The organism is Streptomyces sp. NRRL F-5122 (assembly GCF_001507435.1).
In the GTDB taxonomy this organism is placed as follows: Bacteria; Actinomycetota; Actinomycetes; order Streptomycetales; family Streptomycetaceae; genus Streptomyces; species Streptomyces lannensis.
This window is the reverse complement of sequence record NZ_LMWH01000001.1, coordinates 1-25309: the sequence shown is the minus strand read 5'-3', so window position 1 is coordinate 25309 and position 25309 is coordinate 1. Positions and strand designations below refer to the sequence as shown.

The window sequence follows — 25309 nt, the reverse complement described above, 5'->3', positions numbered from 1 at the left end:
GGGCGCCGCCCCCACGCCGTCACGGATGTGACAACTGCCGCCCGGTGCCGCCCTGCCGGCGTATCCGCTCCTGTCGCTGCTCCGCGGTCCGCGCCTGGCGCCGGGCCGCTCGGCGTTCGCGGCGCACGGCACGGGCCGTGCTGCTGGGTGCCGACACCACACCATGGCGCTGGTTCCAGACCTGGCGCGTGATCCAGACGTCGAGCACGCCCCAGGTCGCCACCACCGTGCCGGCCACGCTGCTGAGGACCATGGGGAAGGCCAGCCAGGAGCCGGCCATCGTGCACAGGAAGGCGATCACCGCCTCGATCAGTGTCACCGAGATGATCAGCATCGCCCGCACCGCCGAGGTGCGCACGGGGTCCGGCAGCCGACGCCGGCGCGCGGGCTCCTCGACCCACAGGGGGCGGCGATACCCGATTTCGTACCGCACTTCCTCGTCCATGGCGGTGCCCCACCCGCCGTCCGGCTCGCGCCGCTGCGATATGCCGGGGTCCGCATCCGCCGGAATGCCGTGATCCGGTGCTTGAGCCGCCCCTCGCGCCGCCGTGGACGCCCCGGCGCCCCTTCCCGGTGTCTCACATCGCTTCGCCGTGCCCATCAACTCGTCACTCCCCACCGCCCGCAGACCTCCGCCGGAGTGTCAGACGACTCCGGCCCCCCACTGGTTGCCCGGCTTGCGCAGCTTTACGCCACCTGAGTGCGGCATGCGGCGCCTGCGGTCGAAACCGCCCCCGTTTCCCGTAGGGGGAGACGATCGGCGATCCGCGAAGATTCCCCGCGGGCGAAAGAATCCGGCCAAGGGCCCCGTGTTCCCGCCCCGATCCGGACTGTGCCGTCCCGTTTCGGGGAGGCAATCTCCCGTAATGACGGGACAACTACCCATGTCGCGTCGGTGCCGGGGGCGTTGTGCGCTCCTCCCGGCCTTCGAGATACGGGTGTGTCGGTAGTAGGCTCGCGCCGTTTGTTGACGTACACGTGTACCCCCGGGCCTGGGGGTCGAGCTGGGGGAGGCCATGCGCTTTCGCGGGAACTCCATCCGCCGGAAGATCGTGGCGCTGCTTCTCGTGCCGCTGCTGTCACTGACCGCCATCTGGGCGTTCGCCACAGTGCTCACGGGTCGTGAGGCCCAGGCGCTGTTCGACGTCTCGAACGTCGTCGAAAAGGTCGGCTACCCCACCGAGGACACGGTCCGCGTCCTGCAGCAGGAGCGCCGTCAGACCCTCGTCTACCTCGCCGACCCGCGCGCCTCGGACGCCCTCACCGCGCTGCGGCGCAGCCGTGCGGCCACGGACAGGGCGGTGGCCGAACTCCGGCGCAACAGCAAGAGCAGGGGCCTGCGCGAGGACATGGACGCGGGCTCCTCGGAGCGCCTCACCTCGATCATGGAGGCCCTGGACGGCATCGCGTCGCTGCGCCGCAGCGTCGAGGACGGCACGGTCAAGCGTTCCCAGGCCCTCGATCTCTACAACCGCCTCGTCGACCCGTGTTTCACCCTCCTGGCCAATCTGCAGGCCCTCGACAACGTGACGATGGACAAGCAGGGCCGTGCCCTCGTCGATGTCTCCCGCGCCCGTGAGCTGCTCTCCCGCGAGGACGCCCTCCTGGGGTCCGCGCTCGTCGCCGGCCGGGTCACCCGCGAGGAGATCCATGAGGTCTCCGACCTGGTCGCCCAGCGCGCCGTGATGTACGACGTCAGCCTGTCGCTGCTGCCCGTGTCGGAGAGCGGACGCTTCCAGCGCTACTGGAAGAACGCCGACACCGCGTCACTGCGCGTGGCCGAACAGGCGGTGGTCAACGGCACCTCCGGCGCCCCGCACGGGGTGACCGCCAAGAGCTGGGACGAGGCCGCAGGCCAGGTCCTCGGCCGGCTCGACACGATGAGCCGGCAGGCCGGGGACCGCTACCAGGACCGCGTCAACCCGCTCGCCATGAGGGTCATCGCCAAGGCGGCCGTCGCGGGCGTCCTCGGGCTCCTCGCCGTACTGGTCTCGCTGTTCCTGTCCGTGCGCATCGGCCGTGGCCTCATCCGCGATCTGCGCCGGCTGCGTCTGGAGGCGCACGAGGCGTCCGGGGTGCGGCTGCCCAGCGTGATGCGCCGCCTGTCCGCGGGCGAACAGGTGGACGTGGAGACCGAGGCCCCGCGGCTGGAGTACGACAGGAACGAGATCGGCGAGGTCGGCCAGGCCCTCAACACCCTGCAGCGTGCCGCCGTCGAGGCCGCCGTCAAACAGGCCGAACTGCGGGCCGGCGTCTCGGAGGTCTTCGTCAACCTGGCCCGTCGCAGTCAGGTGCTGCTGCACAAGCAGCTCACCCTGCTCGACACCATGGAGCGCAGGACCGACGACACCGAGGAACTCGCCGATCTGTTCCGCCTCGACCATCTGACCACGCGTATGCGCCGTCACGCCGAGGGCCTGGTCATCCTCTCCGGAGCCGCCCCCTCCCGGCAGTGGCGCAAGCCGATCCAGCTCATGGACGTGGTGCGCGCCGCCGTCGCCGAGGTCGAGGACTACGAGCGCATCGAGGTGCGCCGGCTGCCCCGCTTCGCCGTCACCGGCCCCGCAGTCGCCGACCTCACCCACCTCGTGGCCGAACTCCTGGAGAACGCCACCGTGTTCTCGCCGCCCCACACCGCCGTCCAGGTGCTCGGTGAACGGGTCGCCAACGGGTTCACCCTGGAGATCCACGACCGTGGCCTCGGTATGGCGGCCGAAGTGCTCCTGGACGCCAACCTCCGGCTCGCGGAGACCCCCGAGTTCGAACTCTCCGACACCGACCGGCTCGGCCTGTTCGTGGTGAGCCGGCTCGCCCAGCGGCAGAACGTCCGTGTCTCCCTCCAGCCGTCCCCCTACGGCGGCACCACGGCCGTCGTCTTCATCCCCGACACCCTGCTGACCGAGGACATCCCCGACACCAACGGAATCGGCTTCCGGCTCGACCGGCCGTTGCCCGAGAAGGAGGCCGGGGCCGCGGAGGCCGGTGCCCCGGTGCTGTCGCCGGTGCCGGTCAAGCTCCCCGGCCTTCCGGGATCGATCCTGGACGGCCCGGTGGAGCTGGAGGCGCCCGTCGACCTGGACGAACTCGACGACTTCCCGGACGGCGTCGACGACCGGGACGGCGGCCTTTTCCGCTCCCGCCGCTCTCTCGCGCAGGCCCCGGGCGAACAACACCAGCAGGCCCGCGACACCCGGCGCGAACCGGCCCGCTCCGACGAGGTGGACCGGCCGGGCGCGCCGGTACCGCTTCCCCGGCGCGGGACCCCCAAGCTCGTCAGCTCGCACGGCCGCCCGGTGACGGAGCAGGGCCCGCGGCGCGCAAGGACCGGCAAGGACAGTGGACCCTCGGACCACGAGCCGGAGGGATCTCAGGAGTCCGGGCGTCCCTCGGATCTGCGGGAGCCCTCGGAAGGAAGCAGGCGCCCGCAAGGCGAGCGCTCGGAGAGCCCGGGCCTGCCCCAGCGCCGCCGTACCCGGCAGGAGGCCGGCCCGCGGGAGGCGGCCGCGCACCAGGAGGCCGAGACGGAAGCGGCTCCTCCAGGTCCGGTCGCGCTGCCCCGCCGTGTCCGGCAGGCCAGTCTGGCCCCGCAGTTGAAGGAGGGCCCCGACCGGCGCGCCTCGGCAGACGCGTCCCGCACCGCGAGCGGAGCGGGTCCCGTCGAGCGCGACGCCGATGAGGTCCGCAGCCGTTTCGCCTCGCTGCAGCGGGGCTGGCAGCGTGGCCGCGAGGAGAACGACGCGGGCGACGACGCCCTGGACGGCTCAGCACGAGGAACGACAAAGGGAGACGGTCGATGACCGCACCGAAGGCCGCAGGGCCCAACGCCGCCCAAAAGACGTCGGGAGAGCTGAACTGGCTCCTCGACGACCTGGTGGAGCGTGTCGCCAGCATCCGCAAGGCGGTCGTGCTCTCGAGCGACGGCCTGCCCACAGGGGTCTCCAAGGAGCTGAGCCGGGAGGACAGCGAGCACCTGGCCGCGGTCGCCTCGGGAATCCACAGCCTCGCCAAGGGTGTCGGCCGCAACTTCGACGCGGGCGGTGTCCGGCAGACCATCGTCGAACTCGACGACGCGTTCCTCTTCGTGACGGCGGCGGGCGACGGCAGCTGCCTCGCCGTCCTGTCGGACGCCGACTCCGACATCGGGCAGGTGGCGTACGAGATGACACTCCTCGTCAAGCGAGTCGGCGTACATCTGGGCTCCGCGCCGCGCACCGATCTGCCCTCGGGCGGGTAGTGAGATGGCATGAGCGGAGACGATCAGGGAAGCAGTCGCTGGTTCGACGACGAGGCCGGGCCGGTGGTCCGTCCGTACGCCATGACGCGCGGCCGCACCAGCCATGCGGCCCAGCACCGCCTCGACCTGATCGCGGTGGTCGTCACGGAGCCGCATGTGGACGATCCCGAGCCGGACCCCTCGCTGTCCCCCGAGCACGTGGACATCGTGGAATTGTGCCGTGACGCGCCCCAGTCCGTCGCCGAGATCGCCGCCGAACTCGATCTTCCCGTCGGTGTGGTGCGGGTCCTCGTCGGTGACCTGGCGGACGAGGGCCTGGTGCATGTGACGCGCCCCGTGCCCCCTGCCGAACTGGTCGACGAGAGCATCCTGCGTGATGTGATCAGCGGTCTGCGGGCTCTGTGACCCCGGCTTCCGCGCGCTCCGGGCGAGCGCGCGGAAGCCCTCGTACGGGAGGGGCGACGGCCGCTCGCGTCGTGTGGGGCCCGCGGGGGTCTGCCCGGCCCGTTATGATCTGACGGGTCGTCGAGGACCGACCGCAGTGCGCCGATCACTCTGCGGCGACGGTTCCGGGCAGTGGGATCGGAGAGACGGACGTGACCACGGGCTGGCAGTTCTGGGTCGACCGCGGCGGTACCTTCACCGACATCGTCGCGCGGCGCCCCGACGGCCGTCTGCTCACCCACAAGCTCCTGTCGGACAATCCCCACCGGTACGCCGACGCGGCCGTGGCGGGCGTACGCGAACTCCTCCAGGACGACGGGCCCGTCGACGCCGTGCGCATGGGCACCACCGTGGCCACCAACGCGCTTCTGGAGCGCACGGGCGAACGCACCCTCCTCGTCATCACCCGGGGCTTCGGGGACGCCCTGCGGATCGGCTACCAGAACCGTCCGCACATCTTCGCGCGCGCCATCGAACTGCCCGAGCCGCTGTACGACCGGGTCGTCGAGGTCGACGAGCGGATCGCGGCCGACGGCACCGTCCTGCGCGCCCCGGACCTCGAGGCCCTCTCGGGACCGCTCCAGGAGGCCTACGACGACGGGATCCGCGCCCTGGCCGTGGTCTGCATGCACAGTCATCTGCACCCCGCCCACGAGCAGGCCGTCGGGGAGCTGGCCGACCGTATCGGCTTCCCGCAGATCTCGCTCTCCAGCGAGGTCAGCCCCCTGATGAAGCTGGTCCCGCGCGGTGACACCGCTGTCGTCGATGCCTACCTCTCGCCCGTCCTGCGCCGCTATGTCCAACACGTCGCCGATGAACTCGAGGGCGTGCGGCTGATGTTCATGCAGTCCAACGGCGGGCTCGCGGAGGCGGGGCAGTTCCGCGGGAAGGACGCGATCCTCTCCGGTCCCGCGGGTGGGATCGTGGGCATGGCGCGTATGTCGCAGCTCGCCGGCTTCGACCGGGTCATCGGCTTCGACATGGGCGGCACCTCAACGGACGTCTCGCACTTCGCAGGCGAGTACGAACGCGTCTTCACCACGCAGATCGCGGGCGTACGGCTGCGCGCGCCGATGCTGGACATCCACACCGTGGCCGCCGGCGGCGGCTCGATCCTGCACTTCGACGGCTCCCGCTACCGCGTAGGGCCGGACTCGGCGGGCGCGGACCCGGGGCCGGCCTGCTACCGCGGCGGCGGTCCGCTCACGGTGACCGACGCCAACGTCATGCTCGGCCGTATCCAAGCCGCGCACTTCCCCCGGGTGTTCGGCCCGGACGGCGATCAACCCCTGGACGAGGGGATCGTCCGCCAACGCTTCGCCGCACTGGCGCGGGAGATCCGCGAGCGGACGGGCGACGACCGCACGCCCGAACAGGTCGCCGAGGGGTACCTGCAGATCGCCGTCGCCAACATCGCCAACGCGGTGAAGCGGATCTCCGTCCAGAAGGGCCACGACATCACCCGCTACGCGCTCACCACCTTCGGTGGAGCGGGCGGCCAGCACGCGTGCCGGGTGGCGGACTCCCTGGGCGTCCGCACCGTGCTCGTCCCGCCCCTGGCCGGAGTGCTCTCCGCTCTCGGCATCGGCCTCGCCGACACCACGGCCATGCGCGAACAGTCCGTCGAGGCGCCCCTGGAGGCCCCCTCGATGCCGGGGATCCTCAAGACCGCCGGCGACCTGGAGAGCGCCGTCCGCGCCGAACTCCTGGCCGAGGACGTCCCCGAGGAGCGCATCCGGGTCGTCCGCCGGGCCCAGCTGCGCTACGACGGGACGGACACCACGCTCACGGTCGAGCTGACCGACCCCGGCACGATGCGGCACGCCTTCGAAGAACGCCATCGCGCCACGTACTCCTTCACGCTCGACCGGCCGGTCGTCGTCGAAGCCCTCTCCGTGGAGGCCACCGGCATCACCGATCCCCCCGATCTCTCCGCCCTCGCCCCGTACGAAGGCGGTACCGCCGCGCCCGAGACCGTACGTCTCCATACGGGCGGTGTCCGGCGCGACGTGCCTCTGCACCGCCGGGAGCACCTGCCACCCGGCGAGACCGTCACGGGCCCCGCGATCATCACCGAGCCCAGTGCGACGACCGTCGTCGACGAAGGCTGGCGGGCCGCGGCGACCGACGACGGGCATCTGGTCATGGAACGTGTGGCGATCACGGAGAGTTCCGATCTCGGCACACGGGCGGATCCCGTTCTTCTCGAGGTCTTCAACAACCTGTTCATGTCCATCGCCGAACAGATGGGCGCCCGGCTGGAGTCGACGGCCCAGTCCGTCAACATCAAGGAACGCCTGGACTTCTCCTGCGCGCTCTTCGACCCCGAGGGCAACCTGGTCGCCAACGCCCCGCATATCCCGGTGCATCTGGGCTCGATGGGGACCAGCGTGAAGGAGGTCGTCCGACGGCGCGCCGGCCGTATGCGCCCCGGGGACACCTACGCGGTCAACGACCCGTACCACGGCGGCACGCATCTGCCCGACGTCACCGTCATCACCCCCGTCTTCGACACGGAGGGTGAGCGGATCCTCTTCCACGTCGCGTCCCGGGGGCACCACGCCGAGATCGGGGGTATCGCACCGGGCTCGATGCCCGCGCACAGCCACACCATCGAGGAGGAGGGCGTCCTCTTCGACAACTGGCTGCTCGCCGAGGAGGGCCGATTCCGCGAGGAGGAGACCTTTCGTCTGCTCACCGAGGCTTCGCACCCGTCGCGCAATCCGCAGACCAACCTCGCCGACCTGCGCGCCCAGATCGCCGCCAACCGCAAGGGTGTCGACGAGGTCGGCCGCATGATCGAGAACTTCGGGGCGGACGTGGTCCAGGCGTACATGAAACACGTCCAGGACAACGCCGAGGAAGCCGTGCGCCGCGTCATCGACGCCCTGGACGAGGGCGAGTACGCATACGAGACCGACTCCGGGGCCGTCATCCACGTCCGTGTGCGCGTCGACCGCGACAAGCGCTCCGCGACCGTCGACTTCACCGGCACCTCACCCCAGCTCGCCACCAACTTCAACGCGCCCTTCTCGGTCGTCGACGCCGCTGTCCTGTACGTCTTCCGCACCCTCGTCGCCGACGACATCCCGCTCAACGACGGCTGCCTGCGCCCCCTGGACATCGTCGTGCCGGCCGGGTCCATGCTCGCGCCCGAGCACCCTGCCGCCGTCGTCGCGGGCAACGTCGAGACCTCACAGGCCGTCACCGGCGCCCTGTACGCCGCGCTCGGCGTACAGGCGGAGGGCTCGGGCACCATGAACAACGTCACCTTCGGCAACGAGCGGCACCAGTACTACGAGACCGTGGCCTCCGGCTCGGGAGCGGGCGACGGCTTCCCCGGCGCGAGCGTCGTCCAGACCCATATGACCAACTCCCGGCTGACCGATCCCGAGGTCCTCGAGTGGCGACTTCCGGTCCTGCTGGACGAGTTCGCGGTACGGTACGGCAGCGGAGGTCGGGGCCGCTGGTGCGGCGGGGACGGTGCCGTACGCCGGATCCGCTTCCAGGAGCCCATGACCGTCTCCACGCTCTCCCAGCACCGCAGGGTCCCGCCCTACGGCATGGCGGGCGGGACGCCGGGAGCGCTCGGCGCCAACCGTGTGGAGCGCGCGGACGGGACCGTGCTGCGCCTCGAGGGCAGCGATTCGGCAGACGTGGGCCCCGGCGACGTACTGGTCGTCGAGACCCCGGGCGGCGGAGGCTACGGACCGCCGCCGTGCGACCCCCAGCGAGCAGGAGAAGACAACGATGGTCCTCGGGCGCAGTGAGCGCGGCAAGCCTCCGGTCGAGCCCGTCACGCTCAAGATCCTCGTGGCCGGCGGTTTCGGCGTGGGCAAGACGACCCTGGTCGGCGCGGTCAGCGAGATCAGACCGCTGCGCACGGAGGAGGTGCTCACCGAGGCGGGCCGCCCGGTCGACGACACCCACGGCGTCGAGGGCAAGAACACCACCACCGTCGCGATGGATTTCGGTCGCATCACCCTCCGCCAGGACCTGGTGCTCTATCTGTTCGGAACCCCCGGCCAGAACCGTTTCTGGTTCCTGTGGGACGAGCTTGCCACCGGAGCCCTGGGCGCCGTCGTGCTCGCCGACACCCGCCGGCTGGAGGACAGCTTCGCCGCCGTCGACTACTTCGAGCGCCGCTCCATCCCGTTCGTGGTCGGGGTCAACTGCTTCGACGGCGCGGCCCGTTATCCCGCCGACGACGTACGGCAGGCTCTCGACCTGGACGAGGCCGTCCCGCTCGTCCTCTGCGACGCCCGTGAGCGGGAGTCCGTCAAGGAGGTCCTGATCGAGGTCGTCCGGCACGCGATGGCGCACACGGCCGACCGCCGCCCGCGCGTCACGACCTGATCCCCGGGCGCGCGTGCGGCCCGTACCCTCGCCGACCGGGGTACGAGCCGCAGCCGCGCACCCGAGGCGCGCGCGGGAAGGAACGTCAGTCCGCCCCGTCCTGGAGCCAGCCGAAGCTCTTCTCCACGGCCCTGCGCCAGTTGTGGTACTCGTGGTCACGTGCCGAGGCCTCCATGGCAGGAGTCCATTCGGCGTCCTTCCGCCAGTGCGAGGTGAGTTCGTCGAGGTCGTTCCAGACCCCGGTGGCGAGGCCGGCCGCATAGGCGGCGCCCAGGCAGGTCGTCTCGGAGACCTGCGGGCGGATCACCGGCACGCCGAGCACGTCCGCCTGATGCTGCATCAGCAGTTGGTTCTTCGTCATGCCGCCGTCGACCTTCAGGGCGGTGATCTGCACCCCCGAGTCCTGGTACATGGCGTCCACGACCTCCCGCGTCTGCCAGCTCGTCGCCTCCAGCACCGCACGTGCGAGGTGCGCCTTCGTGACGTAGCGCGTCAGACCGGTGACGACGCCGCGCGCGTCGGAGCGCCAGTACGGGGCGAACAGGCCGGAGAACGCGGGCACGATGTACGCGCCGCCGTTGTCGTCGACGCTCGCCGCCAGGGTCTCGATCTCGTCGGCACTGCGGATGATGCCGAGCTGGTCGCGGAACCACTGCACGAGCGCGCCGGTGATCGCGATCGAGCCCTCCAGGCAGTAGACCGGAGCCTCACCGCCGATCTTGTAGCCCATCGTCGTCAGCAGGCCGTTCTTGGACGGTACCGGGCGGTTGCCGGTGTTGAGCAGCAGGAAACTGCCCGTGCCGTAGGTGTTCTTCGCCGTGCCCACCTCGTAGCAGGCCTGCCCGAAGACGGCCGCCTGCTGATCGCCCAGCGCCGAGGCCACGGGCACCCCCGCGAGCGGGCCCACGGCGGTCCCGTACACCTCGGCGGACGACCTGATCTCGGGGAGCACCGCCTCGGGGATGTTCATGGCGGCCAGGATGGAGGCGTCCCACTGGAGTGTCTCCAGGTCCATCAGCAGGGTGCGTCCGGCGTTGGTGACGTCGGTGATGTGCCGGCCCCCCTCGGTGCCACCCGTGAGGTTCCAGATCAGCCAGGAGTCGATGGTGCCGAAGGCGATCTCGCCGTGCTCGGCGCGGGTCCTGAGGCCGGGCACGTTGTCGAGCAGCCAGGCCGCCTTGGGCCCGGAGAAGTAGCTCGCCAGCGGGAGTCCGGTCTGCTCGCGGAAACGATCCTGCCCATCGGAGCCGCCGAGTTCGTTGCACAGGGCCGCAGTCCGGGTGTCCTGCCAGACGATCGCGTTGTGCACGGGCTTGCCCGTGGCCCGGTCCCACAGGACGGTCGTCTCGCGCTGGTTGGTGATGCCCAGCGCGCTGAGCCGGTCGGCACGCAGGCCCGCTTTGGCGAGCGCCCCGATCACCACCGCCTGAACCTTGGACCAGATCTCCGTGGCGTCGTGCTCCACCCAGCCGGGCTTGGGGAAGATCTGCCGGTGTTCGCGCTGGTCGACCGCGACGATCGCCCCGCCGTGGTCGAAGATGATGCAGCGGCTGGACGTGGTGCCCTGGTCGATCGCGGCGACGTACTTCTGGGCGTTGTCCGTCATGACGTCCCCTTCGTCAAAGGGTCAGAAGGCTGCTTTGTACACGAGGGCCGAGAGCGCCCCGCCGATCAGCGGTCCCACCACCGGTGTCCAGGCGTAACCCCAGTCCGAGGTCCCCTTGTTGGGAATCGGCAGCAGGGCGTGGGTGATGCGCGGAAGGAGGTCGCGGGCCGGGTTGATCGCGTACCCGGAGGGCCCGCCGAGGGAGAGGCCGATGCCGACGACGAGCAGGGCGACGATCAGGATCCCGATGCCCGAGCCGTACGCCGTCGTGCCGGGGATCCGGCCGATGCCGGTGCCGGGGTTCTTGCCGAAGAACAGGATGGGCAGCACGAGTCCGACGGTGGCGATGATCTCGGTGATCAGGTTGGCGACCGGATTGCGGATCTCCGGGGCCGTGGAGAAGATCCCCAGCGTGGGCAACGCCCTGTCGTCGTCGGCATTGGCCCGGAACTGCGCGAAGTAGACCAGCCAGGTCAGCACCGCGCCGAGGATCGCCCCCGCCATCTGGCCCAGCAGGTAGTACGGCACGTCCCCCCCACTCGGTGATGTCGGCCAGGGCGAGGCCCAGGGTCACCGCCGGGTTGAGGTGTGCGCCGGATTTCGGCGCGGCCGTGTAGGCGCCCGCGAGGACGCCGAAACCCCAGCCGAAGGCGATGACGATCCAGCCCGCGCCCCTGGCCTTGGAGTGGTTGAGCGTGACGGCGGCGCAGACACCGGCGCCGAACAGGATGAGGATGGCCGTTCCGATCAACTCGCCGACGAAGATGCTTCCGTGCGTCATGGCGGCTCCTGGGCCCTCGCCCGGGGCGGTTGCGCCCCGGGGCCGTCCTCCGTGCAGAGTGCGTTTCCCGCGGCGACTTCACCCGAGGGCAGGGAAGGTGCCGCGCCCCGCCCGGCGTCCGCGACGAGCGTGCCTGTGCAGTGGAACCGTCCGTCGGGAGATGACCCTTCGTACTGGCGTGGGTCCAAGGGGCGCGCTGGCCGAATACGCCCTGATACGACGATGTCGACTGACATCCGGAAGTTTTCACCGGCGCCCGGAGAGCGTCAAGGTCGGGGACGGCAACGGTTGAGGCAGGCCGCGGCCGGAGCGGCGGCGACCGGCGCCTCGGCCGTGGCCTCGGTGGTACCGCCGGCGACACGGTGGCCGCGGCGGCCGGTGTCTCGCCGGCGGGTGGGCCCGCCGGAGCCCGCGACGGCGAGGCGCGCTTCACCGGGACGCCGTGGTGGGCCTCAGGCCCACGCAGGACCGCCCGCCTGGGCCGGGGCGGCCGCCGAGCCGCGGCGTACCTCGTGACCGGGGAGCCCGGCGCGGCCGAGGACCCAGCTCGCTCCGCTGAGGGCCTTGGCGGCCTGCTTCAGCGGGGCCAGGCACGCGGCCGCCTGACGGTGGTCGGCCACGCTGCCCGGCGCACACAGGACCGTGGCCAGCGACAGGGTGACGACGCGGCCACCGGCCGACCAGGGCGTGTCCAGCATCGACACGGCGAGCGGATCGAGTCCGTCCGGGTCGGCCAGGACCAGGAAGTCGTCCCCTCCGATGTGCCCCACGCGGGTGCTTCCGGAGGCGGCCCCCTGCAGGGCCCGGCCCACCGCGCGGATCAGCTCGTCGCCCGCGGCGAAGCCCGCTCCGTCGTTGACCTGCTTGAAGTGGTCGACGTCCAGCCAACTCAGCGCGAACATCCGGCCGTCCGCGATCCGCCGGTCCACCTCTCCTGTGATCGCGTCCGAACCGGGCAGCCGTGTCAGCGGATTGAGTCCGGCCGCTTCCTCGACCCGGCTCTCGGAGAGGGTCCGTACAAGATCGGCGAGCCGCACGACGCCCACGCACCGCCCGGCCCGGTCGACCACCGTCACGTCGTCCGAGGTGCGGTCGCGCCCGCCGTCCGCCACCACGTCGAGCACCTCCCATGCCGTGGCGTCGATACCGACCGTGCGCGGCGGATCGCCGAGCTTCGCGGCCGGCCGGTCGGCGTACAGCGCGTGGCCGTAGCGCCCCGACATCGACAGCAGGAAGCGCGAACGGTGGACCGAGCGGACGGGGATTCCGGACCGGTCCACGAGGACCACCCCGGACACGTCCGGAGATCCGTTGAGCAGGGCCCGTACCTGTCCGGCCGACGCAGTGGCGGGCAGCAGCGCAGCGGGCCGTACGAACTGCCGCACCGACGGCCCGGTACGGAGCGCCGCGGTCGCGGTGGCAGGAAGAGTCGGAACGTATACGTCCGCGGCGGGCAGCCGGGACGGCGGCGCGAAGAGGTCGCCCTGCGCCAGATGCGCCCCCGCCGCCCGTACCGCCGCACACTGCAGCTCGGTCTCCACGCCCTCGACCGACAGCAGGGCCCCGATTTGCTCGCACAGCGTCCGCATGGCCCGTACCGCGGCGGACCGTGTCAGCAGGGACACATCGAGCTTCACCAGGTCCGGTTCCATGTCGGACAGCAGGCGCAGGGGTATGTCGCCGTCACCGACGCCGTCGGCGCTGACCCCGAAGCCCTCTGCGCGCAGCACCGCGACGGCCTCCAGCAGCGCCCGGTGCGGCACATGCGTGTACGGCGGCACGATGTCGACCGTCACCTCCCAGGGCATCCGGCCCGCCTTGTGCACCGCGTCCCGCAGCGCGACGAGGTCTCCGAGGTCGGCGAGGGTCGCTGCGAACACGTTGACGTGCAGCGGGAGGAGGGTCTCCCGCCGCGCGGCCGCGCCGATCGCCAAAGCGGCGAGGTTGCCGTCGAGTTCGGGGTCGCGTCGGGCCTGTGCGAGGACGTCGCCGGACTCCGGGCGTGCGAGGATCTCGAGCGCCGCGACTCCTCCGGTCGTCAGATTGACCACCGGCTGGAAGGCGAACCGGAGAGCATCCGTCCAGGAGGGCACGGGAGCATGATGACGCCTGCCGGGCACTCCCAGGCCCAATTCATGACCTGTTCACACAGGATTCCCAGGTGATCACGGAGCGTGTGAACGACCTGTGTCGGCCCGGGCGAACATCAGTCGTACGGTCCCCGCCTCCCCGGGCACGGCTCGACCGCTTGTGCGAGGGATCTGCACATGTCCGTTCACCGCACCAGAACGACCGCGGATCCGTGCCCGAACAGCCCCTGGTTCGCGGTGATCCCGACGCGCGCGCCCGCCTCACCACGCAACTGCCAGGTGACCTCGCACAGTTGAGCGATCGCCTGTGCGGGAACGGCCTCGCCGAAGGAGGCGAGACCACCGCTGGCATTGACGGGGACGCGCCCGCCGAGCGCCGTGGCCCCCTCCCGCAGCAGCTTCACCGCCTCGCCCTCGCCGCACAGGGCCAGATCCTCGTACCACTGCAACTCCAGGGCGGTCGACAGGTCGTAGACCTCGGCGAGGGACAGGTCCCCGGGACCGATCCCCGCCTCCTCGTAGGCGTGGTGTGCGATCGACTCGCGGAACGTCTCGCCCGCGGGCGCCACGGCCACCGCCGAGTCGGTGGCGATACCGGGCAGGTCGAGCACCGTGTCGGGGTAGCGCGGCGTCACCGTGGACACCGCCCGTATGCGCACCGGTTCCGACACATCGTGCCGGCGCGCGAACTCCATGCTCGACAGCACGAGCGCGGCTCCGCCGTCCGACGTCGCGCAGATGTCCAGCAGCCGCAGGGGGTCGGCGACCACCGGGGAGCCGGAGACCTCTTCCGCGGTGACGCGCTTGCGGTAGCGGGCGTTCGGGTTCAGTGCCCCCAGCGCCGAGTTCTTCACCTTGACCTGGGCGAAGTCGTCGACGGTGTCGCCGTGGACGGCCATCCGCCGGCGCGCGTACAACCCGAAGTACGCCGGATTCGTCGCACCGAGGACCCGGAACCGCAGCCAGTCAGGATCGTCCGGCCGGTCACCGCCCGCGGGCCGGAAGAAGCCCCTGGGTGCCGAGTCCGCCCCGACCACCAGCACGGCGTCCGCCAGTCCGGACAGGATCTGCGCCCTCGCCGCGCAGACGGCCTGGGCCCCCGACGCGCATGCCGCGTACACGCTGGTGACCCGCGCGCCCTGCCAGCCGAGCGCCTTGGCGAACGTGGCTCCCGCAACGTATCCGGGATATCCGCCCCGAACCGTACCCGCGCCCACGATCGAACGGACGTCGCGCCAGGCGATCCCCGCGTCGGAGAGTGCCGCCCGCGCTGCGGCCGTTCCGTAGGCGGCGAAGCCGCGCCCCCATTTGCCCCAGGGGTGCATGCCCACGCCGAGCACCGCCACATCGCCCGTCACGCCGTCACCCCCGTCGGCCGCCAGTTCCACGTCGTCCAGGTCGTCTCCGCGTCCTTGTACAGCACACCGGGCACGACCTCGACCTCCATGCCGACCCTCAGATCGCCGACGGTCACCCCCGCAGCGGCCTGCCCGAGCACGACGATCCGCTCCGCCTCCAACTCCACCGCGACCAACGCGTAGGGCTCCCAGGGAAGTTCCGGATTCGTCACATAGGGTGACGGAGGTCGGTATCTCGTGTCGGTGTACGACCAGACGCGCCCTCGTCCGGACAGGGGTGTCGCGGTGAGCTCGCCCCCCCTCGCACTCGGGATTGCGGCAGAAGGCGTCCTCGCGTGGGAAGAACACCGAGCCGCAGGCCGAACAGCGTGTGCCGACGAGGCGGAAGTGCTCCCCCTCGCCGGTGAACCATCCGGCGACCACGGGGGTGGGTGCATGCGGCATGGGGCCTCCCGGGAAGGAATCCACGACGACCGAAGTAAGTCTGACGGATCGTCAGAAGTCTGCCACGGGCTCGCGTGGGCCGACAGATGCCGTGGAGGACGGCCCGGCCCGTGCGGGTGCCGGAGGCTTCCCCCTCGCCGCCCCGGGCTGGTATTGGAAGGGACATGACACGATTCCCCGTCGCGGTACGCGCTCTCGTCACCGCAATCGCCGCAGTCCTGGCCGTCACGTCCGCGTCCGCCACCGCCCGGGCAACCCCGGAGCCCAAGGCGCCCGGGAACTTCGTGGCACTGCGGACGGTGGACCCGACTATCCTCCAGGAGATCCGCTACTTCACTGCGCACAACTTCGTCGGCGAACCCGTCGACGGCTACCGGCAGCCGCTGTGCATCCTGACCCGCCCCGCCGCCGAAGCACTGCACAAGGCCCAGACGAAGCTGCTGCGCAAGGGGTACACGCTCAAGGTCTACGACTGCTACCGGCCGCAGCGTGCCGTCGACCACTTCGTCCGCTGGGCGAAGGACCTCGACGACCAGAAGATGAAGGCCGAGTTCTATCCGCAGGTGGACAAGACCCGCCTGTTCACGGACGGTTACATCGCCGAGAAGTCCGGACACAGCCGCGGCTCCACCATGGACCTGACCATCGTGCGCCTTCCGGCGTGGCCGACCCGGCCCTATCTCCCCGGCGAGCCGCTGGTGTCGTGCCATGCACCCAAGGCCGAGCGCTTCCCCGACAACTCCGTCGACATGGGGACGGGCTTCGACTGCTTCGACACCCTCGCCCACACCGACGACCCCCGGATCGCCGGCGAACAGCGTGCCAACCGGCAGTTGCTGAAGGGCACCCTCGAGGCCCTCGGATTCGTCAACCTGGCAGAGGAGTGGTGGCATTACACCTACAAGCCGGAGCCCTATCCGGACACGTACTTCGACTTCCCGGTGTCCCTGAAGTCGCTCACGAAGTCCCACTGAGCCGCCCCCGGAGCACGTCCTCCCGGTGATCGGATACAGTCCGCCCCGTGTCCGAATCCTCGTTCGCATCCGCCGACTCCGTGCCGGGCTCGCACTGTTCGAGCTGTGGAGCGCCCTTCGGCCAGGGTGTCTCCGACTGGCCCCGCACCTGCGCCACCTGCGGCACGGTGGCCTACCGCAATCCGCTTCCGGTAGCCGTGGCCCTCCAGCCCGTGTACGACACCAAGGGCACCGCCCTCGTCGTCATCACCCGAACCATCCCGCCCGCTCGTGGGGGCACCGCTCTCCCCGGAGGGTTCATCGAACACCGAGAGGACTGGCGACATGCCCTCGTCCGGGAACTCAAGGAGGAGACCGGCATCGACGCGGCGGCCCGCGACGTGCGGCTCGTCGACGCCATGAGCTCGCCCGACGGCCATCTCCTGCTGTTCGGCCTGCTCCCTGAGCGGCCCGCCGCCGACCTGCCGCCCGCCGGCTCCACGGACGAGACGGAGGGCTGGCATCTGCTGCGCCGCCCGGCCGAACTCGCCTTCCCGCTGCACACACTGGTGGTGCAGGGATGGTTCGAAGGCCGCTACGTATGAGCCATGGGCGGGACGACACCTGAGCGTCCCGCCCCGGCCCCGGCGGAAGTGAAGGTGCGCGGGGCAGACATGCGCGCCCCCACCGGGATCATGCGTGGCCCTGCCCCCGCAGCCGCACCGGACGCGCCGGTTCCCCGCCGTCGCCGTCCCCGTCCCGCCGTATCACCAGTTTGCGGCCCTTCCACCGCGTGACATACCGCTCGATCTCGGGTTCCGCCCAACCGTCGCCCGCGTCCGGCACCACCAGTCCGCCCCCGGACCGGCCGCGTGCCGGCGCCCACACCTCCAGCGCGAGACCGCCGTCCTCGCCCTGCACGGGCAGCACGGCGCCCGCGCGCGCGAACACCGGAACGCGCCCCAGTGGGGCGTCCACCTCCACGTGCGCCGGCCCCCGATACGCCACCTCGGTCGACGTGTCGTACCAGCGTCCCCGCGGCAGCGACACGGTCCGGCGGCGCACCCCCGACTCCAGCACCGGCGCCACCAGGAGGCTGTCGCCGAGCAGGAACGCGTCCTCGCAGTCCCTCAATTCCCGGTTCTCCGGATTGCTCCACCACAGCGGACGTACATAGGGCGCGCCCGTACGGCGCGCCAGATGCGCCAGCGTGACGAAGTAGGGCAGCAGACGGCGCCGCTCGGCGAGCGCCACGCGCGCGTGCTCGAGGACTTCGTCGCCGAACTCCCAGGGTTCACGGCGCCCGGCCCGCAGGCTCGCGTGCGTCCGGAACAGCGGCAGGTACGAGGCGAGCTGGAACCAGCGCAGGTACAGCTCCGGCGACGGGTTCCCGTCGAAACCGCCCACATCCGGCCCGGAGTACGGGACCCCGCACAGCCCGAGGCCCATCACCAGGGACAACGAGGCGCGCAGTCCGGGCCAGCCCGTGGCCACGTCCCCGGACCACGACCCTCCGTAGCGCTGCATGCCGGCCCACCCCGAGCGCGAGAAGAGGAACGGCCTCTCCTCGGGGACGAGGGCGCGCAACCCCTCGAACGCGGCGCGGGCCATGCCCAACGCGTACACGTTGTGGCCCTCCCGGTGGTCACCGCCGCGCCCCTCGAGCGAGTGCCGGGCCGAGCGGGGCAGGGTGTTCTCCCCGAAGGCGGTGAAGGACACCGGTTCGTTCATGTCGTGCCAGAACCCCGAGAAACCCTGTCCGAGACGCTCCTCGTACAGGCCGCCCCACCACCGGCGCACGCGTGGGTCGGTGAAATCGGGATAGACGCAGTCCCCCGGCCATACGACGCCTTCGACGAGCCGGCCCGACGCGTCCCGTACGAAGGCGTCCTCGGCGCTACCGCTGTGGTACACGGCGTTGCCCGGCTCGGCCTTGACCGCGGGGTCGACGATCGACACCAGCCGGATGCCGTCCCGGCGCAACTCCTCTGCCAGGGACGGCAGCTTGGGAAAGCGGTCCCGGTCCGCCGTGAACACCCGGTGGCCGTCGTAGTGGTCGATGTCGAGATGCACGGCGTCGAGGGCAAGGCCGCGCTCCTGGTAGCCCGCGACGATCCGCCGCACCTCCTGCTCGCTGCCGAAGCCCCACCGTGCGTGATGATGCCCCAGCGCCCACGCGGGCGGCAGGGCCGGCGCCCCGGTCAGCGACGCCCACACGCGCAGCACACGAGCGGGAGTGCCCACGATCACCCAGCAGCGCAGCGGCCCGCCGTCCATCCGCACCTCGCAGACGCCCGCCCGGTCGTGCCCGGAGCCCGCACCCTCCCGGCCCTCGCGCAACGTCACCGTGCCGTCCCAGGACGTGTCGTGGAACACCAGATGGGTGGCCGCGTCGGCCACCACCATCTGCACCGGCATCGTGATGTACAGGGGATCGTCGCCGGGCGCGAACGGCTGCCCGGGATCCGTGTTCCACAGCCGGTACGTCCCGTCACGCAACCGGGGTCCCGCGGCCCGGCCACCGAGTCCGAAGAACCGGGCGTCCGACGGCACTTCGGACCGCTGCATCCAGCGGGCCGTGCCCCCGTCCACCGGCTCCCACCAGCGCGGCGGCAGATCACGGCGCAGGATCACCCCGCCGGGTGTCCGCACCTCGACCGCCCCGTGCCGCGACACCACGACCGTGACGCGCTCCGCCACGACCCGCCAGCCGCCGTCCTTGTCCGGTTCCAGCGCGGCCCGGGGATCCGGTCGGGGGCAGCGGCCCGCGAGGGCGTACGACGGCTCCGGGCCGGCCCCGTCCCATCCCCAGAAGACCGCGCCGGTCACCGCGACCGTGATCCGCAGTTCGGCACGGGCGAACCGCACGACACCGCCGCCCGGCCCCGGCACCGCCTCCTGCACCGGCCCGGGCACCCGCGCACGCTCGGCCCCCCGCCGCGCCAACCCGATGGCGTCGGTGCGCCTCCTGCGCCACGCGGCCCGCACCGTGCGCAGGCCCTGCGCCGCGCCCCCCGAACCGACCGCCTTCACCGAACGCACCAGGTCACGACCGTCCATGCTGCTCACCCTGCCATTGACGTCCCCGTACACGGGTGCCGTTCAACTGTCGTTCACCCGTGCCGGGAGCACAGCTTCACGATGCCAACTATGTGTGGCGCACCCTGGTGCAGAAGTCGATCACATGGCATCGTCCGTGTCAGCCGCGTATCGCGCACACCCCAGCCCGTGCGCGGACCACGCACACGACGCGCACAGTCCGGGAGCCGCCCCATGACCCCAGCGAACCCCACCCCGCTCTGGCAGCCCGACGCCGATGCCATCGCCCGGGCGCAGATCACCAGGTTCCAGGCCTGGGCGGCCGAGCGGCACGGAGCACCCGCCGAGGGCGGCTACGCGGCCCTGCACCGCTGGTCGGTGGACGAGCTGGACACCTTCTGGAAAGCCGTCACGGAATGGTTCGACGTCCGGTTCTCCACGCCGTACACACGTGTGCTGGGCGACCGGTCCATGCCGGGTGCCGAATGGTTCCCCGGGGCGACGCTCAACTACGCCGAACACGCCCTGCGCGCCTCGGCCGCGCGCCCCGACGAGCCCGCACTGCTGGCCGTCGACGAGACGCACGAACCCCGCCCGGTCACCTGGGCCGAACTGCGCCGGCAGGTCGGTTCCCTGGCCGCCGAACTGCGCGCGCTCGGCGTACGCCCCGGCGACCGCGTCAGCGCCTACGTCCCCAACATCCCGCAGGCCGTCGTCGCCCTCCTCGCCACGGCCGCGGTCGGCGGCGTGTGGACCTCCTGCGCCCCCGACTTCGGGGCCCGCAGCGTCCTGGACCGCTTTCAACAGGTCGAGCCCGTCCTGCTGTTCACGGTCGACGGCTATCGCTACGGCGCCAAGGAGCACGACCGCCGGGAGATCGTCGCCGAGCTGCGCCGGGAACTGCCGACCCTGCGTGCCGTCGTGCACATCCCGCTTCTCGGGACGGACACCCCCGAAGGCGCCCTGGAATGGTCGGATCTGACCTCCGCCGACACCGAGCCCCTCTTCGAGCAGGTCCCGTTCGACCACCCGCTGTGGGTGCTGTACTCCTCGGGCACGACCGGTCTGCCCAAGGCCATCGTCCAGTCCCAGGGCGGCATCCTGATCGAGCACCTCAAGCAGATCGGCCTGCACTGCGACCTCGGCCCCGAGGACCGCTTCTTCTGGTACACGTCCACCGGCTGGATGATGTGGAACTTCCTCGTCTCCGGCCTTCTGACGGGTACCACGATCGTGCTCTACGACGGCAGCCCCGGCCATCCCGACACCGGCGCCCAATGGCGCATCGCCGAACGCACCGGGGCCACCCTCTTCGGCACGTCCGCCGCGTACGTCATGGCCTGCCGCAAGGCCGGGGTGCACCCCGGACGCGATCACGACCTCAGCCGCGTCCAGTGCGTGGCCACCACCGGATCGCCCCTGCCGCCGGACGGATTCAGTTGGCTGCACGACGAGGTGCGCGACGACCTGTGGATCGCCTCGGTCAGCGGTGGTACGGACGTGTGCTCCTGTTTCGCCGGGGCCGTCCCGACCCTTCCCGTGTACATCGGCGAACTCCAGGCACCCTGCCTCGGCACCGACCTGCAGTCCTGGGACCCCAGCGGCAGGCCGGTCGTCGGCGAGGTCGGTGAACTGGTCGTCACCAACCCGATGCCGTCCATGCCGATCCGCTTCTGGAACGACCCCGACGGCAGCCGCTACCACGACAGCTACTTCGACATGTATCCCGGAGTGTGGCGGCACGGCGACTGGATCACCGTCACCTCCCGCGGCTCGGTGGTCATCCACGGCCGTTCGGACTCCACACTGAACCGGCAGGGAGTCCGCATGGGCTCGGCCGACATCTACGAAGCCGTGGAGCGCCTTCCGGAGATCAAGGAGTCCCTCGTCATCGGCATCGAACAGCCCGACGGCGGCTACTGGATGCCCCTCTTCGTCCACCTGGTGCCCGGAGCCGCCCTGGACGAAGACCTGGTGCACCGCATCAAGCAGACCATCCGGGAACAGCTCTCCCCGCGCCACCTCCCCGACGAGATCATCGAGGTCCCGGGCATCCCGCACACGCTCACCGGCAAACGTATCGAGGTCCCCGTCAAGCGCCTCCTCCAGGGCACCCCCCTGGAGAAGGCCGTCAACCCGGGCTCCATCGACGACCTGGATCTTCTGCACTTCTACGAGGATCTGGCCCGCAAGCGCGCCTGACCCTCTCCCCGCGTACACGGACAGCACGCCCCGCGAAGGCCGCACGGCCACCGCGGGGCGTCGCTGTCAGTGGTCACGATTACTGTGAGTGAGGATCGATCGACCGTACACATCGATCGACCGTACACAGGGGGAAGAATGCCGCACACCGACCAGAGCATGCGCAGTGTCCTGCGCCGCGAAATCGCCGGCACCATCGGCCTGTTGACCGACGACCACGACTTCACCGCGATGCGGCGCTACCGCACCTTCACCTTCGAGGACCACACGACCTACCTCGAGCAGGTGGAAGCCCTGCTCAGGACGCTCGCCGCCCAAGGCGGCCACACCAGGGTCGCCCTCTTCGACCCGGAGGAGTACGCGGATTTCTGCGCCGACATCGGCCTGGAACCGGACGCCGCGGCCAGCCGCACCCGCTTCACGGCGGAACTGGCCGCGACGGGACCGACCGTTCCGTACGAGGGGCAGCCGCTGGCCGAACTGCTCCCGGACCTGGTCGACGAGGCCGTACGCCAGGCCACTTGGCAGTACGCGACCACCGTCCTCGCCGACCTCGGCACCTGCGCCTCCTGCGGAGAGGACATCGGACGCGCCTCGTTCGCCCAGGCCGCCCGGCTCCTCACCCGCATCCTCGACACCGCGAGCCCCGGCCACCGCCATCTCGTCCTCAGCGTCTCGGCACCGGCCGAAACACTCATCGCCGTGCTCAACGCCGGCGAAAGCCCCGACGGCACGTCCCGTGTAGACGAGACGGAAGCCCTCGAATTCACCTCCGTCCTGGCCCTGGGCATGGCCACCCACAGCGTCGGCGGACTCGTCATGCGCACGTCCGCACCCGACACGGCGGACCGCGTCCACGGCTGGCGCCTGCGCGGCGGACGCCTGGAGCCGCTCACCGCGGGAGAGGTCTTCGACGCCTACTGCACCGACGTAGAGTCCGGCGACCTCGTCCCACCCGAGTCCGGTGTCGACTACTGCTTTCCGCCCGACCTCGGGGAGGACGGACCGCCGAGCGGTCACACCCACGGACGGGCCTGACCGCCGGGGACAAACACGTGGGGAGCGCCGGCACAAGGAGCCGATCGGCGCGGACGGGCGTGAACGAGCGAAGGCGCCCCACCCGCAGGTGGGACGCCTCCGTCGTACGACGTCGTAGTGCCGCCGCCCGGATCATTCGCCTGACAGCACCGCCTGGGCCGCGGTGCGCGCCTCGTCGGCCGTGTCCGTGGCACGAGCGGCCGCAGCGGCGCGCTCGCACTGCGCCAGCGTGTACTTGGCCAGCGTCGCCCGGACGTACGGGATCGAGGCCGCACCCATGGAGAGGGAGGTGACACCCAGCCCCGTCAGCACACAGGCGAGGAGCGGGTCCGACGCGGCCTCGCCACAGACACCGCAGCTCTTGCCCTCGGCCTTCGCCGCGTCGGCGGACAGCGCGACCAGGTCGAGCAGCGCGGGCTGCCACGGATCCTGCAGACGCGACACCGCACCCACCTGACGGTCCGCGGCGAACGTGTACTGCGCGAGGTCGTTCGTGCCCAGCGACAGGAACTCGACCTCCTGCAGGATCGACCGAGCCCGCAGCGCCGCCGAGGGGATCTCCACCATGGCACCGAACTTCGCGTGCAGCCCGGCATCGCGGCACGCGTCCGCGAACGCCTTGGCGTCGGAGCGGTCGGCGACCATCGGCGCCATGACCTCGAGGTGGACGGGCAGCCCCTCCGCGGCCTTCGCGAGCGCGGTGAGCTGGGTGCGGAGCACCTCCGGGTGGTCGAGCAGGGTGCGCAGGCCGCGCACGCCCAGCGCCGGGTTCGGCTCGTCCGACGGGGTCAGGAAGTCGAGCGGCTTGTCCGCGCCGGCGTCCAGCACCCGCACGACGACTCGGCCCTCGGGGAACGCCTCGAGCACCTGGCGGTAGGCCGCGCCCTGCTTCTCCTCGGACGGGGCGCTCTTGCTGTCGTCCAGGAAAAGGAACTCCGTGCGGAACAGACCGACACCTTCGGCCCCCGCCTCGACAGCGGCCGGCACATCGGCGGGCCCACCGACGTTCGCCAGCAGCGGCATCTTGTGACCGTCCGCAGTGGCACCCGGTCCGGTCGAGGCGGCCAGGGCGGCCTTGCGCTCGGCGGCCGAGGCCTCGAGCTGCCCCTTCTTCTCGTCGCTCGGGTTCACGAAGATCTCGCCGGTGCTGCCGTCGACGGCGATCACGGTGCCCTCGGAAAGCTCACCCGCACCCGGCAGCGCCACGACGGCGGGAACACCGAGCGCCCGCGCCAGGATCGCGCTGTGGCTGGTCGGGCCGCCCTCTTCGGTGACGAAGCCGAGCACCAGGGCCGGGTCCAGCAGGGCCGTGTCGGCGGGTGCGAGGTCACGGGCCACCAGGACGTAGGGCTCGTCGCTGTCGGGTACGCCCGGCATAGGGACGCCGAGGAGACGCGCGACGATACGGTTCCGCACGTCATCGAGGTCGGCCACGCGACCGGCCAGGTACTCCCCGGCGTTCGCCAGCAGCTCGCGGTACGCGGCGAACGCGTCGTAGACGGCGCGCTCGGCCGTGCTGCCGACTGCGATACGACGCTCCACATCCGCCATCAGCTCCGGGTCCTGGGCCATCAGGGCCTGGGCCTCCAGCACCGCCTGGGCCTCGCCACCGGCCAGGTTGCCGCGCGCGATCAGGTCGGCTGCCACGGCGTCCACGGCCTGGCGTGCGCGCCCCTGTTCGCGCCCCGCGTCCTCCGCAGGAATCTGCTTGGCCGGGGGCTCGAGCACCGCGGTCCCCATGTGCCGGACCTCGCCGATCGCCACGCCGTGGCTCACACCGACGCCTCGCAGCGTTGTCTCCATCTCACCCGTCTCCGAGTCATGCGGCGGGTACGGCCACCGCGAAGGTTGTCTGTACTGCCGTCCGGTACGGCGGCGCCGTTCAGTACGGCGCAGGCGTCACTGCCAGGTGAAGAGCTGGTCGCCCGGCTTCAGATCGCCGTCCTCGCGCAGAGCGGAGAGGGAGTCGGCTGTCGCCTCGAGGGCCACCACCGGGCACACCGGCGACTTGCCGGCCTCCTCGACGGCGGCGGGGTTCCAGCGGACCACCGACTGACCACGCGTGACGGTGTCGCCCTTGTTGACGAGCAGTTCGAAGCCCTCGCCGTTGAGCTGGACCGTGTCGATGCCCAGGTGGGTCAGTACACCGTGACCCTCTCCGTCGACCACGACGAACGCGTGCGGGTGAAGGGAGACGATGACCCCGTCGACGGGGGAGACGGCATCCATGGGCTCGCGCACGGGATCGATCGCCGTGCCGGGACCGACCATCGCTCCGGAGAAGACGGGGTCGGGTACTGCGGCCAGTCCGATGGCACGTCCTGCCAGCGGGGACGTCACGGTGGTCATGGGAAGCCTCCCAGGGGTGGAGATCCAAAATGGGCCGTCGCTACCTGTCCCGGACGGCGCACTGGGCAGCAGCGTATGTCATATGAAGTGCCGGTTCCGCATGAGACGTAGGGGTTGAGCGCCCTAGGAACGCAGCCCAAACGATTTGCGCCCGCTCCAGGGCCGTGTGTAGAGTCGTGTGCCTGCCTAGGGGCGGACGACGCAGCCAAGCGTCGTTGCCCGGCAGCACCCAAACTTGTCGGATCCTATCTCGGGGTCCCGTTCTGCATGTCTGCGGGGCGGTGGTCAGAGAGACGGAAAAACACTGATAGAGTTTGAAACACCGAAGGGAAGCGCCCGGAGGAAAGCCCGGAAGGGTGAGTACGAAGGAAGCGTCCGTTCCTTGAGAACTCAACAGCGTGCCAAAAGTCAACGC

The 25309-nt window shown here is 71.0% G+C and carries 16 protein-coding genes and 2 pseudogenes; 9 read left to right on the top strand and 9 right to left on the bottom strand.

The window, feature by feature from the left end; translation table 11 throughout:
- Positions 1-19: 19 nt before the first annotated feature.
- Positions 20-601, bottom strand: coding sequence for a hypothetical protein (locus tag ADL25_RS00090; RefSeq protein WP_059125469.1), 582 nt, complete (start codon positions 599-601; stop codon positions 20-22).
- Between the two features lie 415 nt (positions 602-1016).
- On the opposite strand from ADL25_RS00090, the gene ADL25_RS00085 reads away from it, so the two are divergent.
- From ADL25_RS00085 to ADL25_RS00065, 5 genes are all read left to right on the top strand, one after another.
- Positions 1017-3797: a nitrate- and nitrite sensing domain-containing protein gene (locus ADL25_RS00085; protein WP_059125468.1), complete on the top strand. Its 2781-nt coding sequence runs from the start codon at positions 1017-1019 to the stop codon at positions 3795-3797.
- Positions 3794-4234 (top strand): roadblock/LC7 domain-containing protein, encoded by a 441-nt coding sequence (locus ADL25_RS00080; RefSeq protein ID WP_059125467.1) that lies wholly within the window; start codon positions 3794-3796, stop codon positions 4232-4234. The genes ADL25_RS00085 and ADL25_RS00080 overlap by 4 nt, the downstream gene beginning before the upstream one ends.
- 9 nt (positions 4235-4243) lie before the next feature.
- Complete coding sequence (locus ADL25_RS00075) at positions 4244-4639, top strand: DUF742 domain-containing protein (RefSeq protein WP_059125466.1); 396 nt, start codon at positions 4244-4246, stop codon at positions 4637-4639.
- 191 nt (positions 4640-4830) lie between these two features.
- Entirely contained in the window at positions 4831-8448 is a 3618-nt protein-coding gene (locus ADL25_RS00070; RefSeq protein WP_059125465.1) for a hydantoinase B/oxoprolinase family protein, read from the top strand.
- Positions 8429-9034 carry a GTP-binding protein gene (locus ADL25_RS00065; RefSeq protein WP_059125464.1) on the top strand — a complete coding sequence of 202 codons (606 nt, stop codon included), beginning with the start codon at positions 8429-8431 and terminating at the stop codon, positions 9032-9034. The genes ADL25_RS00070 and ADL25_RS00065 overlap by 20 nt, the downstream gene beginning before the upstream one ends.
- A gap of 85 nt (positions 9035-9119) precedes the next feature.
- On the opposite strand, the gene glpK is transcribed toward ADL25_RS00065, so the two are convergent.
- The 5 genes and pseudogenes from glpK to ADL25_RS00040 all read right to left on the bottom strand — a co-directional run bounded on the left by glpK (position 9120) and on the right by ADL25_RS00040 (position 15292).
- Positions 9120-10640 (bottom strand): glycerol kinase GlpK, encoded by a 1521-nt coding sequence (gene glpK, locus ADL25_RS00060; RefSeq protein WP_059125463.1) that lies wholly within the window; start codon positions 10638-10640, stop codon positions 9120-9122.
- A gap of 21 nt (positions 10641-10661) precedes the next feature.
- A pseudogene (locus ADL25_RS00055) lies at positions 10662-11421 on the bottom strand (MIP/aquaporin family protein).
- Between the two features lie 452 nt (positions 11422-11873).
- Complete coding sequence (locus tag ADL25_RS00050; protein WP_059125462.1) at positions 11874-13514, bottom strand: GGDEF domain-containing protein; 1641 nt, start codon at positions 13512-13514, stop codon at positions 11874-11876.
- 182 nt (positions 13515-13696) lie between these two features.
- Positions 13697-14869, bottom strand: coding sequence for a lipid-transfer protein (locus ADL25_RS00045; RefSeq protein WP_059125841.1), 1173 nt, complete (start codon positions 14867-14869; stop codon positions 13697-13699).
- A pseudogene (locus ADL25_RS00040) lies at positions 14866-15292 on the bottom strand (Zn-ribbon domain-containing OB-fold protein). Before ADL25_RS00040 ends, ADL25_RS00045 begins: the two are co-directional and overlap by 4 nt.
- Before the next feature lie 185 nt (positions 15293-15477).
- Between ADL25_RS00040 and ADL25_RS00035 the strand changes: the two are divergent.
- Positions 15478-16287, top strand: coding sequence for a M15 family metallopeptidase (locus tag ADL25_RS00035; RefSeq protein ID WP_059125461.1), 810 nt, complete (start codon positions 15478-15480; stop codon positions 16285-16287).
- A gap of 47 nt (positions 16288-16334) precedes the next feature.
- Entirely contained in the window at positions 16335-16871 is a 537-nt protein-coding gene (locus ADL25_RS00030; protein WP_059125460.1) for an NUDIX domain-containing protein, read from the top strand.
- Positions 16872-16959: 88 nt separating this feature from the next.
- On the opposite strand, the gene ADL25_RS00025 is transcribed toward ADL25_RS00030, so the two are convergent.
- Positions 16960-19326 carry a TIM-barrel domain-containing protein gene (locus ADL25_RS00025; RefSeq protein ID WP_059125840.1) on the bottom strand — a complete coding sequence of 789 codons (2367 nt, stop codon included), beginning with the start codon at positions 19324-19326 and terminating at the stop codon, positions 16960-16962.
- A 213-nt stretch (positions 19327-19539) separates the two neighbouring features.
- Between ADL25_RS00025 and ADL25_RS00020 the strand changes: the two genes are divergently transcribed.
- Positions 19540-21507 carry an acetoacetate--CoA ligase gene (locus ADL25_RS00020; protein ID WP_059125459.1) on the top strand — a complete coding sequence of 656 codons (1968 nt, stop codon included), beginning with the start codon at positions 19540-19542 and terminating at the stop codon, positions 21505-21507.
- 138 nt (positions 21508-21645) lie between these two features.
- Positions 21646-22545, top strand: coding sequence for a hypothetical protein (locus tag ADL25_RS00015; protein ID WP_059125458.1), 900 nt, complete (start codon positions 21646-21648; stop codon positions 22543-22545).
- Positions 22546-22677: 132 nt separating this feature from the next.
- On the opposite strand, the gene ptsP is transcribed toward ADL25_RS00015, so the two are convergent.
- Positions 22678-24348: a phosphoenolpyruvate--protein phosphotransferase gene (gene ptsP / locus ADL25_RS00010; protein WP_059125457.1), complete on the bottom strand. Its 1671-nt coding sequence runs from the start codon at positions 24346-24348 to the stop codon at positions 22678-22680.
- A gap of 96 nt (positions 24349-24444) precedes the next feature.
- On the bottom strand, positions 24445-24894 hold the full coding sequence (locus ADL25_RS00005) for a PTS sugar transporter subunit IIA (protein WP_059125456.1): 450 nt from the start codon (positions 24892-24894) through the stop codon (positions 24445-24447).
- Positions 24895-25309: the final 415 nt, after the last annotated feature.

Coding starts and splice junctions, on each gene's coding strand:
- ADL25_RS00090 (WP_059125469.1), bottom strand. CDS start 601: ATGGGCACGGCGAAGCGATGTGAGACACCGGGAAGGGGCGCCGGGGCG.
- ADL25_RS00085 (WP_059125468.1), top strand. CDS start 1,017: ATGCGCTTTCGCGGGAACTCCATCCGCCGGAAGATCGTGGCGCTGCTT.
- ADL25_RS00080 (WP_059125467.1), top strand. CDS start 3,794: ATGACCGCACCGAAGGCCGCAGGGCCCAACGCCGCCCAAAAGACGTCG.
- ADL25_RS00075 (WP_059125466.1), top strand. CDS start 4,244: ATGAGCGGAGACGATCAGGGAAGCAGTCGCTGGTTCGACGACGAGGCC.
- ADL25_RS00065 (WP_059125464.1), top strand. CDS start 8,429: ATGGTCCTCGGGCGCAGTGAGCGCGGCAAGCCTCCGGTCGAGCCCGTC.
- glpK (WP_059125463.1), bottom strand. CDS start 10,640: ATGACGGACAACGCCCAGAAGTACGTCGCCGCGATCGACCAGGGCACC.
- ADL25_RS00035 (WP_059125461.1), top strand. CDS start 15,478: ATGACACGATTCCCCGTCGCGGTACGCGCTCTCGTCACCGCAATCGCC.
- ADL25_RS00025 (WP_059125840.1), bottom strand. CDS start 19,326: ATGGACGGTCGTGACCTGGTGCGTTCGGTGAAGGCGGTCGGTTCGGGG.
- ADL25_RS00020 (WP_059125459.1), top strand. CDS start 19,540: ATGACCCCAGCGAACCCCACCCCGCTCTGGCAGCCCGACGCCGATGCC.
- ADL25_RS00015 (WP_059125458.1), top strand. CDS start 21,646: ATGCCGCACACCGACCAGAGCATGCGCAGTGTCCTGCGCCGCGAAATC.
- ptsP (WP_059125457.1), bottom strand. CDS start 24,348: ATGGAGACAACGCTGCGAGGCGTCGGTGTGAGCCACGGCGTGGCGATC.
- ADL25_RS00005 (WP_059125456.1), bottom strand. CDS start 24,894: ATGACCACCGTGACGTCCCCGCTGGCAGGACGTGCCATCGGACTGGCC.